General features: G+C 67.8%; 11 protein-coding genes. 4 read left to right on the forward strand and 7 right to left on the reverse strand.

Features of this window, described 5'->3' with window-relative positions; all coding sequences use genetic code 11:
• Positions 1–22: 22 nt before the first annotated feature.
• From ABZ863_RS24625 to ABZ863_RS24655, 7 genes are all read right to left on the reverse strand, one after another.
• Positions 23–1,006, reverse strand: a complete 984-nt coding sequence (locus ABZ863_RS24625; RefSeq protein WP_358539794.1) for a M14 family zinc carboxypeptidase — start codon at positions 1,004–1,006, stop codon at positions 23–25.
• A 56-nt stretch (positions 1,007–1,062) separates the two neighbouring features.
• Complete coding sequence (locus ABZ863_RS24630) at positions 1,063–1,881, reverse strand: NAD(P)H-binding protein (protein ID WP_358539797.1); 819 nt, start codon at positions 1,879–1,881, stop codon at positions 1,063–1,065.
• 62 nt (positions 1,882–1,943) lie between these two features.
• A complete protein-coding gene (locus tag ABZ863_RS24635; protein ID WP_358539800.1) occupies positions 1,944–3,257 on the reverse strand; it encodes a glycosyltransferase family 2 protein in 1,314 nt (437 codons plus the stop codon).
• Positions 3,254–4,336: a glycosyl hydrolase family 18 protein gene (locus tag ABZ863_RS24640; protein ID WP_358539803.1), complete on the reverse strand. Its 1,083-nt coding sequence runs from the start codon at positions 4,334–4,336 to the stop codon at positions 3,254–3,256. The genes ABZ863_RS24635 and ABZ863_RS24640 overlap by 4 nt, the downstream gene beginning before the upstream one ends.
• A 1-nt stretch (position 4,337) precedes the next feature.
• A complete protein-coding gene (locus tag ABZ863_RS24645; RefSeq protein WP_358539805.1) occupies positions 4,338–5,309 on the reverse strand; it encodes an NAD-dependent epimerase/dehydratase family protein in 972 nt (323 codons plus the stop codon).
• A gap of 38 nt (positions 5,310–5,347) precedes the next feature.
• The gene (locus ABZ863_RS24650; protein WP_358539808.1) at positions 5,348–6,715 is read right to left on the reverse strand and encodes a nucleotide sugar dehydrogenase; all 1,368 of its coding nucleotides are present in this window, start codon (positions 6,713–6,715) and stop codon (positions 5,348–5,350) included.
• A 19-nt stretch (positions 6,716–6,734) separates the two neighbouring features.
• On the reverse strand, positions 6,735–7,226 hold the full coding sequence (locus ABZ863_RS24655; protein WP_358539810.1) for a response regulator: 492 nt from the start codon (positions 7,224–7,226) through the stop codon (positions 6,735–6,737).
• Positions 7,227–7,529: 303 nt separating this feature from the next.
• Here ABZ863_RS24655 and ABZ863_RS24660 point away from each other — a divergent pair, with 303 nt between their 5' ends.
• The 4 genes from ABZ863_RS24660 to ABZ863_RS24675 all read left to right on the forward strand — a co-directional run bounded on the left by ABZ863_RS24660 (position 7,530) and on the right by ABZ863_RS24675 (position 10,709).
• Complete coding sequence (locus ABZ863_RS24660; protein WP_358539813.1) at positions 7,530–8,201, forward strand: response regulator transcription factor; 672 nt, start codon at positions 7,530–7,532, stop codon at positions 8,199–8,201.
• A gap of 27 nt (positions 8,202–8,228) precedes the next feature.
• Positions 8,229–9,551, forward strand: a complete 1,323-nt coding sequence (locus ABZ863_RS24665) for a polysaccharide deacetylase family protein (RefSeq protein ID WP_358539816.1) — start codon at positions 8,229–8,231, stop codon at positions 9,549–9,551.
• Between the two features lie 7 nt (positions 9,552–9,558).
• The gene (locus tag ABZ863_RS24670) at positions 9,559–10,281 is read left to right on the forward strand and encodes a hypothetical protein (protein WP_358539819.1); all 723 of its coding nucleotides are present in this window, start codon (positions 9,559–9,561) and stop codon (positions 10,279–10,281) included.
• 77 nt (positions 10,282–10,358) lie between these two features.
• The gene (locus tag ABZ863_RS24675; RefSeq protein WP_358539821.1) at positions 10,359–10,709 is read left to right on the forward strand and encodes a DoxX family protein; all 351 of its coding nucleotides are present in this window, start codon (positions 10,359–10,361) and stop codon (positions 10,707–10,709) included.
• Positions 10,710–10,803: the final 94 nt, after the last annotated feature.

Here is a 10,803-nt window from a genome sequence, read left to right on the forward strand (position 1 = left end):
GTGACCCTCACCGCGCTTCGCCCTACGGCAGCGGCGCACCGCGCGGCGGGATGGCGTCGGCCTTCGCCGGGTCGATCGTCCCCAGCGAGCCGTCGGCCGCGCTGCGGGCGATCGCGTCCATCGACCGCAGCGCCGAGCGGATCTGTGCCTGCTCGTGCTCGGCACCCATGTTGCTCAGCTCGATGAGCACGCTGCCGCTGCCGAGCAGGCCGTAGCCGTTGCGGGCGATGCCCTGGTAGTCACCGCCGGGGTACTGCGACACGTTGGCTCCATCCGCGGTCATGGACTCCTGCGCCACCACGGAGATCTGCTTGGCCAGCGCGACATCGCCGGGCGCGACATCCGCATGAGTCGGCCACATCAGCGATGCGCTGATCTCGCGGCCCTCGTCATCGACGTAGCGGCCCTGCATGTGGTAGTCGACCACGATGTGCGGCTGGAACGCCGCGTAGTGCCGCTGGATCAGCCCCGCCTCGGTCGCGGGGTTGTCCTCGGGTGCGACCGCCGGATCGTGGTAGCGGTTGATGTCGTAACCCCGGCCTGCCTGGCCGAACTCCGGGTCCGCCTCGGGATCGTAGTTGTACCGCCAGTTCTGCTCGTGGCCATCGGGGTTGGCCCGTACCACGATGTCCACCGTGACCCGCGAGCGCAGCCAGCGGTTGTAGCTGCTCTTGCCGACACCGGTCTGCCGCAGGAACTCCAGCGCGGCCGGGGTGCCGAGCGGCTCGTTGCCGTGCTGTTGGGTGATGTACAGAATGCGCAGCGGTCCGTTTCCGACACGTGCGCTCCACACCGGCCTGCCCTGGTTGGACTTGCCGATCGCGGACACCTCGACGGCGCCCCGGCTGATCCGCTCGAGCGCGAGGAGCTCGCGGGTCAGTTCAGCGTTGCTCGGCCGGGGATCGAGCGCCTTGCCGCGCGTGGCGGTGGCAGGTGTGACGAGCCCGAACACGGTGAGTATGGCGACGAAGGCTGACAACAATGCGAAACGCGTTGGTTTTGCCATGACTAGGCAGTCTGGCGTCGCGTCGTGCCGTCTCACAAGATCCGTTAGTCGCGAACCTACGACCGGAAGGCAGGCGCATGGTCCGTTGCCCATTGCGCGAAGGTGCGCGCCGCGTGGCCGGTCACCTGCTCGATGGTCGGCAGCACCACTGCCGCGCCCTCCGGCGGGTGCGCCGCGAGCTGGATACCGAACTCGACGTAGTCCTCGCTGTAGCCGTAGGAACGCAGGCGTTCCCGTTCCTGCTCCTCGGTCAGCTCGACGAACTCGACGTGCCTGCCGATGGCCTCGCCGATCAGCTTGGTCCGTTGCGCGGCGGTGAGCGCCTCGGGACCGGTGAGCAGGTAGGTCCTGCCGCCGTGCCCGTCCTGGGTCAGTGCCACCGCCGCGACCGCGGCGATGTCGGCCTCGTGAACGACGGCACTCGGCCAGCTCGCCATGGTGCGGACAATGCCTTCCTCCCGGACCAGGGGCGCCCATTCCAGTGCGTTGGCCATGAACTCCTTCGGAGCGATCCGCGTCCAGCTCAGCGTGCTCGAATCCAGCGCATCCTCCAGTGCGCTGCGATCCCAGCCGGCGAGGACGCTCGCCCTGGTGACTCCCGCGTGCACGCACAACTCGACGATCTCCCTGCCGGTCGGCAGCACCTCGCCTGCCTCGCCGTCGAAGGTGATCAGGTGCACGGCATCGACTCCGTCGAGCGCCCCCCGCAGCGACGACAGGTCGGTGAGGTCGCCGCCGACGACCTCGACGCCATCAGGTAACGAGGCCTTCACCGGGTTCCTGGTGAGCGCGCGAACGCTGACCCCCGCTGACGCGAGCTGGTTGACGAGCGGGCGGCCGACAGTGCCGGTGGCGCCGGTTACGAGAACGCGCATGGTTTTTGTGCTCTCCTCAGCTGAAGATCGGTACAACCGTTCCCTTTGAGGATCGCGGCAATTCAGGCCAGTAACCGTCCTGAGTGGGCCGATTCCGGAGTCTCGATGTATTCACGGCGGGTGGGACTCGTCCAGCGGCCGTCCGATTTCCGGAACAGCGCCAGCGGCAGCGTGTAGAGGGCGATCGCGGCGTCGATGACGCGCAGCGGCAGGTACAGCGGCGCCCACAGCAGGTATCCCGGACGCCGTTCCACTGCCGCGACGAGCGCGGTGAGCACGACATCCGGGAGCAGCACACCCAGCAGCAGCGAGTTCAGCGAAACGTAGCGCTCCACGACCTGTGTCGCGTCGCCGATGACCGGCCAGGTGAACACGGCGGCCGTCACCTCGGCGAGGACCAGCAGCACCAGCACCACCGGCAGCAGCACCAGCACCAGGCCGGCGATGATCAGTTCGACGATGAACGCACCGAGCGCGATGCTGAACAGATCCGCGCGCGGCCGGTGCCGTCGCACGCTCTGCCAGAAGCCGAGCGTCCACCGCTTGACCTGCCGGACGTAGTCGCGGAACCGGTCCGGGTCCTGGGTCACCGCCCGCGCCGCGAGCGTGAAGCCGACCTTGCCCAGCCGCCGCCGGTACACCTCGAAGGTCATGTTGAAGTCCTCGATGACCAGGCCCGGCGGGTTGATCTCGAGCTTCGGCAGGACGCTGGCCCGGTACAGGCTGGCGAACCCCGGCACGATCTGCACCGCATTGGTCCGCCGCCACGCCTGCCCGAACTTGACCAGCCGCTGCATCAGCGCGTAGACGCGCCCGCGATGGGCGGTGAGCACCCTGGCGAGGAAACCCGAGGACGACGAGCGCCAGTCCGTGACCGCGCACCCGGCCACCGCGACCACCTCCGGATCATCGAACAGCGGCAGCGCCGCCGCCAGGTAGCCGGGGTCCAGCCGGGTATCGGCGTCCAGCAGCAACACGGCCTGGTACCGCTGGGCCAGCTCGAAGTGGCGGATGCCCCACTCCAGCGCGCCCGCCTTGCCGACGTTCGCCGGTGTCTCGGTGACGTTCACACCGGCCGCGTCTGCCAGTTCCACGGTGCGGTCGGTCGATCCGTCGGAGACCACGTACACCGCCTCCGGATCGACCAGTTCCCCCAACGCCGCGAGTGACTCGCTGATCACGACTTCCTCGTTGTGGGCGGCCATCAGCACGGCCACCTCGCCAGTGCGCACACCGGCGGGCGCCCCTGACGACGGTGCCTGCGCCGCTGCCATGGGCGCCACCCGCCGCTCCAGCAGGCGCAGGACGCCGATCGTGCCCCAGACGGTGAAGTTGATCCCGCAGATGAACAGGATCAGGAGCCAGGTCGGTATCATCTTCCGCTCCCGGTCTTCGGTCCAAGCCAGTGCGTGGACAGCTTTGTCCACAACAGATCGTCCTGCGGTCCGTAGAGCCACAGCGATATCCCGCCGACTCCGAACTCACGCGCAAGGTCGAACTTGGTGGCTGCGCTGTAGGCGTTCTCGAACCACACGTCGTGCCAGGTGCCGTCCTTGTCCTGGTAGCGGAAGTGCGGCGACTCGGTCGAGGAGTCCCACTCGACGCGTACCCCCGCCTCCTGCGAGCGCTCGAAGGCCTGCGCCCAACTGAGCGGGTGGCCGCGCCCACGGCGCCAGTCGTAGCCGTAGCCCGGTATCCCGAGCACGACCTTGGCCGCCGGCACCTGCGTGGTGACGTAGCCGAGTACGTCACGCACCCACGGCAGCGGGGCGATCGGACCGGCGGCGGAGCCCGGCCAGTGGAAGTCGTAGGCCATGACCCGCACCTGGTCGGCGACCGCCCCGATCGCCGCGTAGTCCTGTGCGCGGTTGCGTTCGTCGTAGCCTGCATCCGTGGTCTTGGCGAACACCTCGACCGACAGCGTCTTACCGTCCGCTCGCAGATATTCCTTGAGCTCCCGCAGAAATGCCGTGAACACGTCCCGGTCGGCGCCGCGCAGCTCCTCGTAGTCGATGTCGATCCCTGCGTAGGCCCGCGCACGGACGAGCTCGGCGATCTCGCGCGCGTGCCTTCGACGGGCATCCGGATCGTGCAGCAACCTCGCGACGAGATCGGGCCGCCACCGGCCGTCGACCACGTTCGCGAGCGTCGGCACGAGCAGGACCCCCGTGGACCGCAACCGATCGAGCTGAGTGTCCACATTGGTGCCCCGTGCCCCGCGCTGCCGGACCACGTTGCCGTCGGAGTCCAGCCCGTACAACCAGGGTGACGTGGTGGAGACCAGGCCAGGCCGGGCCAGCACGGCATCCGTGCCGCCGTTGAGGTACCAGTACGGCAGCGCGATGATCGTGCCGGCCTGCCTGCGCGCGGCTGCCGGCTGTGCCAGCACGGCGATCGCGAGGAGCTCGCAGACCAGCACCAGCGTGATGCCACTGCGCGAACGGACAGCCGTCATGTCACGTGGTGACGCGCGCTCGCCGGTCGGCGATGACCGATTCGATGATCTCGTCGAGCCCGTGCCGCGCGGCGAACCCCACCCGCTGCTCGGCGAGTCCGCAGTCCGGTACCCGCCGTTGCATGTCCTCGTAACCATCCGGGTAGGCATCGGTGTAGGGCACCGTGACGATCTCGCTGGCCGATCCGGTGGCCGCGAGCACCCGCTTGGCCAGCTGGCCGATGGTGGTCTGCTCGGAGCTGCCGAGGTTGTACACCTGGCCGTGGCAGCCCGCATCGCCCAGCAGCGACACCAGCGCAGGAACCACATCGGCGACATGGCAGAAGCAGCGGACCTGCTCCCCGGTGCCGAACACGGTGAGCGGCTGCCCGGACAGGGCCTGGTCGACGAAGCGCGGCAGGACCATGCCGTAGCGCCCGGTCTGGCGTGGCCCGACCGTGTTGAACGGCCGCACGACGACCGTGGGCACACCGAGTTCCCGGTGGTAGAGGTAGGCCAGCGTCTCGTCGAGGGCCTTGGCTTCGGCATAGGACCACCGCAGCGTCAACGGTGAGCCGATGATCCGGTCGGCGCCCTCGGTCAGGCCCAGGGCGGTGTTCTTGCCGTATACCTCGCTGGTCGATGCCACGAGCACGGGTGTCCCGGCCTCCCGCGCGGCTTCCAGCACCGTCTCGGTGCCGTGCAGGTTGGTGCGCAGACTGTCCAGCGCCCGTTCGAGGATCGTGAACACGCCGACCGCGGCAGCGAGATGGAAGACACCGTCGACGCCGCGCATCGCGGCGCGCACGGCCGCAGCATCGCACACCGACCCGGTCCTCAGCTGGAACCGGGAATCGCCTGTGGCGCCGGCGAGGTTGTCCAGCGTGCCGGTGGACAGGTCGTCCAGCGCGACCACCTCGTGCCCCTGCGCGAGTAGGTGGTCGGTGAGATGCGAGCCGATGAACCCGGCGCCGCCGGTGACCAAGTAACGCATGCGTTGTGTCGCCTTTCAATAGGGAAACGGGAAACGGGTCACACGAAGACGCGGCCCGGCGCGCTGTCGAACCGGTAGGTGGCGTCGAGCACCAGCGCGCAGCCGGACACCCAGTCGTAGTCGTGTCCTGGATGGACGGTGTGGACGATGCAGAGGTCGAAGTCCTCGCCAATCGGGTGCGATACCGACGTCAGCGCGCGATCACCCGGCAACCGGACCGTGCCGACGAGTGGGTCGTGGTAGTCGACCTGCGCGCCCCGCTTGAGGAGACCGTCGATGATTTCCAGCGCGGAGGACTCCCGCAGGTCCTGCACTCCCGGCTTGTAGGCCACACCCACCACCAGGATCCGCGCGTTCGGAATGCCGCGGCCCGCACCGGCGAGTACCTCGATGGCCCGCTCGACCACTCGCTGCGGCCGGTGCGCGATGAGCTCCATGGCCTCGCTGATCAACGGCGCCGCACCACGTTCCCGGCGCAGCTGCCACAGCAGGTAATGCGGATCGCACGGGATGCAGTGCCCGCCCACGCCGGGCCCTGGGTAGAACGGCATGAACCCGTACGGCTTGGTCGCGGCCGCGCGGGTGACCTCCATCGGGTCGAGGCGCAGGGTGCCGCAGATCTCGGCGAACTCGTTGGCCAGCGCGATGTTCACGGCGCGGAAGGAGTTCTCGTACAGCTTCGTCAACTCGGCCACCTCCGCGGAACTCACCCGGTGCAGCATCGGGGTGAGCTGCCCCAGCACGCGCTCGGCGCGCTCCGCACAGGCGTCGGTGACGCCACCGACGACCCGCGGCGTCGCGGCCTGGGTGTGCTCTGCGTTGCCGGGGTCGATCCGTTCCGGGCTGAAGGCAACGAACACATCGGAGCCCAGCTCGAAACCCCGCTCCCGCAACGGTTGTACCAGCAGCTCCTCGGTCGTCCCGACGAAACTGGTCGAGGTGAGGATCAGTGTCTGGCCGGGCCGCACGTGTTCGACCAGTGCCGCGCAGGCGGCACGCAGCGGCGCCAGATCCGGGGTGAGATGGGCATCCAGCGGCGTCGGCACACAGACGATCACCGTGTCCGCTTTCGCAGCGTCCGCGACCTCGGTCGTGAGCCGGAACCGCGCGTCGCACAGCGCTTGACCGAGCAGCTGATGATCCTGTTCGGTCAGATCGGCCGCGCGCGCACTGATCGTGGCCAGTCGGCCCGGATTGTGGTCGATGCCGAGCACGTCGAGCCCGGCCGCGTGCAGGCCGAGCGCGGTCGGCAAACCGACATAGCCCATGCCGACGATCGCGACCGACGAGATCGCCGGCTCGGCTGCGGGTCTCAGCCGGTCGCCGCGCGGCTCGAGCGTTGCCAGGCCATGGCCGACGGCCGCGATCAGCTCGGCCGCGGAGATGTCGTCCCCAGTCGTGGTCATGCCACCCTGCCTTCCTCCGTCAGGAATACGCCCGGCATGGAATTCCGTTCTTGTCGAAACCATGAGCCGAGCCATCGATGCTTGTTTTCGCGTTCGCGCGAAATTGTTGGATAATGGCTGTCACCTGCGCGGGCGGAAACCAAGCGCCATCGTGACGAACAGCGAACATGGCCGTAGTGAAGGTCTCCATCAGGCTCGTCTTGCTGACCCATCCGTCGAAACCCGCGGTCGCGGCACGCACGGCCAGCTCGCGATCCTGCCGACCGGTCAATGCCATCAGCTTCGCCCGCGGTGCGGCGCCGACAACCGTTGCGGCGAAAGGCATCAACTCATCCGCCACCGCTCCGACATCGACGGTGACGATGTCCGGATCACCAGCCCGCAACAGGTACTCGATCCCGCTGTCGCCTGGCTTCGCGCTTCCGACAACAGTGATATTGGCCAGCCGGGACAGTGCGAGGCACAGCGCGTCGACGAGGACCTGATTGTCGTCGATCAAGAAGATCTTCATTGCCTCCACAGCGAAACAGTCAACATGAAAGCCCCGCGACTGACCTCGTGTGAACGAACGAATCTCGCTCCTGCAGATGAAGTAATGCCCCAGTGCGCCATGCCCTTCGGAAGGCATGTAACGCTCGCACGGCGCTATCGGATAAACCGGACAACGCGTGTTCTTGATCCCGACACTGCTGCTCCATCAGACGCATTCGAGGGGGAAAAGTTCCGTGTATAGCGCAAGGTCAATGTTGAATGCGTCCGTTGCACTATTAGTAGTTGCGGATTTCCCAACGCACGGGGCCAAGGACGTGGTCCTATGACGACGGTCGTCCTCGGCGACGGGCAGGTCCTGCTCGTCGAGGCACTGAGCGTCGCGTTGCAGCAGGGTGGAGTGCAGGTCGTCGGTATCGGCAACGATCTGTCGCGAATCCGGGATTCGGTGCGTGCATACGCACCGGACGTGTGCATTGTCGACCGGTCGCTGTGCGGCGATTCGCCGCAGGAGAGCCTGCGAGCGTTGCGGGCCGCGAGTGAGCGGACCAAAGTGATCATGCTGACCTCGGATGCCGGCCGGCAGCACCTGGTCACGGCTCTCGCCTCCGGTGTGGACGGGTACATCCACACGAGCAGGGGCTACACCACGCTGGTCGCGGCCATCGACAAGGTGCTGGGCGGCGAGGTGATCATCGACCTGCCACACCACCCGACGCAGGCGCAGGCACGTGAGCGGGACCGGCACGTGCACCTGCGTGCCGCGCGGCTCACCGAACGCGAGCGCCAGTGCCTCACCCTGCTCGTCGACGGGCAGCGGACCGAGGCCATCGCACTGACGCTGTGCGTGTCGGTCACGACCGTGCGCACCCACATCCAGTCCGTGCTGTCCAAGCTCGGTGTCCATTCCCGCCTCGAAGCCGCCGCACTGGCGGTCAAGTACGCATTGGTCGAATCACCCGAGTACCTGGCGCCCGACGAACGGTCCTGTGGCTAACCGCCCCCGAGAAGAAGGACACAGCTCATGATCACGAAGCACGTGCACCGCCGGTGGCGAAGAATCGTCGTGCTCGCCGCGGCCACACTCGCGTTCGTCGCGCCGAGCGCGGTCGGCGTCGCCTCCGCCCAGAGCGCCCCGACGACGATCGTCAGCCTCACCTTCGACGACGGAAACGCCAGCCAGATGAACGCGTTGCCGATCATGGCCAAGTACGGGTTCAAAGGCACGTTCTACCTGATCAGTGGGGTCGTCGACACGCAGAACTACGTCACGAGGGCGGACATCGAGACCATTGCCGCGCAGGGGCACGAGATCGGCGGGCACACCGTCAACCACCCCGATCTCGCCACGGTGCCTGCCGCCGAGGCCAAACGCCAGATCTGCAACGACCGCGCGACGCTCACAGACTGGGGCTACGAGGTCACCTCGCTGGCCTACCCGTACGCCTCGGCGAACAGTGCCGTGGAGGACGCCGCGCGGGCCTGCGGCTACAACACGGCACGGGGGCTCGGCGACATCGCCTCCGCCCACGGCTGCGCGGGTTGCTGGACATCGGAGTCGGTTCCGCCGGACAATCCCTACTGGCTCAAGGCCGTCGACATGATCGACGACACCTGGACGCTGCAGGAAATGCAGGACGTGGTCGTGACAGCAGAACAGAACGGCGGTGGCGTGGTGCCCTTCACCTTCCACCACGTGTGCGACGGGTGTGACTCGCTGACGATCAGCCCGGCCACCTTCGACGCCTTCCTGGCCTGGCTCAGCGAGCGCGAGGGGCAGGGCACAGTGGTGCGAACCATCGACGAGGCCTTCGGCGGTGCCGTGCAGCCCGTCGTGCGCGAACCCGTGCCGAGCGACACGGTGCTGGGCAACACTTCGCTGGAGTCCTCGACCGGCGGGACCGACGTGCCCGACTGCTGGACGCGCGGGGGCTGGGGCACCAACACCGCCACGTTCACCCGCAGCACGGATGCCCGCACCGGCTCGTACTCACAGCGCGTGGACATCACCGGCTACGTCGACGGCGACGCCAAGCTCCTGCCCACAATGGACCTCGGCAGCTGCGCTCCCAGCGCGTCGCCTGGCGTCGCGTACAACCTCGGCACCTGGTACAAGTCCGACGGCACCACCCAGTTCGCCCTCTACTACCGCAACGCCGCAGGCACCTGGGCGTACTGGACGTCCAGCCCCTGGTTCGCATCGGCCGACACCTGGACGGAGGCCACCTGGACCACACCACCGGCACCGGCGGGCACCACCGGGATCAGCTTCGGACTGTCACTGATCAGCAACGGCAGCGTGACCACTGACGACTACAGTTTCGCCCCGTCCACCTCCGGGAGCTGAGCGGACGGTGCGGCTCCACCGCTGGCTGGTCGTGGTGCTGCTCCTCGCATTGATCGTGACGTGTGACAGCCCCGATCCGGGTCGCTATCCCGTTCACCGCGACATCGTCGCGACGACGTTCTGGGTGGGCGAGGTGTTCGATCCGGATGCCCCGGACGGGAGCCAGGTCCTGTCCGCCTACGACAGTTCCTGGCTGGAGAACTACGGCGGCTGCGACGGCATCATCGTCGACGGCACCTGTCAGACCGAACCGCGCCGGCCGGACAACGACTACTTCCCGACCGCGATGACCCCGCGCGAGAACCCGTTCTACCTCGACCTGCCCTACGACGACGTCAACGACCCGCGTGGATTCGCCGACCGGGACCGGATCGTGCCGTGGGCAGGAGAGCCCCGCTACCGCGCGTACAGCGGTGACCGCAGCGTGAGCTACCTGAAGAACCGGTGGGTGCGCATCACGCGGGGCAACCGCACCTGCTACGGGCAGATCCAGGACGCGGGGCCCGGGGAGTACTACGACCACGAGTACGTCTTCGGCACCGCACGCCCGGCCAACCGCAGGTACAACAACGCGGGCATGGATGTCTCCCCCGCCCTCAACGGCTGCCTCGGTTTCACCGAGCTGAACGGGCAACGCGATCTCGTCGACTGGCAGTTCGTCGACGACGATGAGGTCCCGCCGGGCCCGTGGACGCGCATCGTCACCACCCGGCAGGTGACGCAACCGTGAGGCGCGGCTGTCACGACTGAGGTGGCTACCTCGTCCCTCCTGCGAGCAATACCGTCGTTCGGAGAGGAAGCCGTTTCATGATCGAACCCTGGTGGCCGCTCGCGCTGCTGGCCTTCATCCAGCTCGGCGACGGCGTGATGTGCCTCAAGCCGCTCCCGTTCATTCGCCAGTGCCTCGAAGACGTCGCGTTGCCGCGCCAGTACTGGAAACTGCTCTCGCCGATCAAGTTCGCGGCCGCCGCCGGGCTGTTCATCGGTATCTGGTATCGGCCGTTGGCCGTCCTGACCTGCGCCGCACTGGTCAGCTACTTCGTGCTCGCCGGGTTGTCCCACGTGCGCGCACGCGACCTGGGCCGCAACCTGTTCCTCGGCTGCACCGGCATGCTCGCGCTCTGCACCGGCACGCTGGTGTTCGTGCTGGCGACCTGAGAGCGCGTCTGAGAACCATCGCGTACCGGCTGCGCGGTGCCCAGATGGCGCCTCGCCGCGTTGTCGTCGGTCACCATGACTCCGTCATGGCTCC

It is taken from the genome of Saccharomonospora sp. NPDC046836, from assembly GCF_040645195.1.
Classification (GTDB): Bacteria; Actinomycetota; Actinomycetes; order Mycobacteriales; family Pseudonocardiaceae; genus Prauserella_A.

Coding starts and splice junctions, on each gene's coding strand:
- ABZ863_RS24655 (WP_358539810.1), bottom strand. CDS start 7,226: ATGAAGATCTTCTTGATCGACGACAATCAGGTCCTCGTCGACGCGCTG.
- ABZ863_RS24665 (WP_358539816.1), top strand. CDS start 8,229: ATGATCACGAAGCACGTGCACCGCCGGTGGCGAAGAATCGTCGTGCTC.
- ABZ863_RS24660 (WP_358539813.1), top strand. CDS start 7,530: ATGACGACGGTCGTCCTCGGCGACGGGCAGGTCCTGCTCGTCGAGGCA.
- ABZ863_RS24650 (WP_358539808.1), bottom strand. CDS start 6,715: ATGACCACGACTGGGGACGACATCTCCGCGGCCGAGCTGATCGCGGCC.
- ABZ863_RS24640 (WP_358539803.1), bottom strand. CDS start 4,336: ATGACGGCTGTCCGTTCGCGCAGTGGCATCACGCTGGTGCTGGTCTGC.
- ABZ863_RS24630 (WP_358539797.1), bottom strand. CDS start 1,881: ATGCGCGTTCTCGTAACCGGCGCCACCGGCACTGTCGGCCGCCCGCTC.
- ABZ863_RS24675 (WP_358539821.1), top strand. CDS start 10,359: ATGATCGAACCCTGGTGGCCGCTCGCGCTGCTGGCCTTCATCCAGCTC.
- ABZ863_RS24635 (WP_358539800.1), bottom strand. CDS start 3,257: ATGATACCGACCTGGCTCCTGATCCTGTTCATCTGCGGGATCAACTTC.
- ABZ863_RS24625 (WP_358539794.1), bottom strand. CDS start 1,006: ATGGCAAAACCAACGCGTTTCGCATTGTTGTCAGCCTTCGTCGCCATA.
- ABZ863_RS24645 (WP_358539805.1), bottom strand. CDS start 5,309: ATGCGTTACTTGGTCACCGGCGGCGCCGGGTTCATCGGCTCGCATCTC.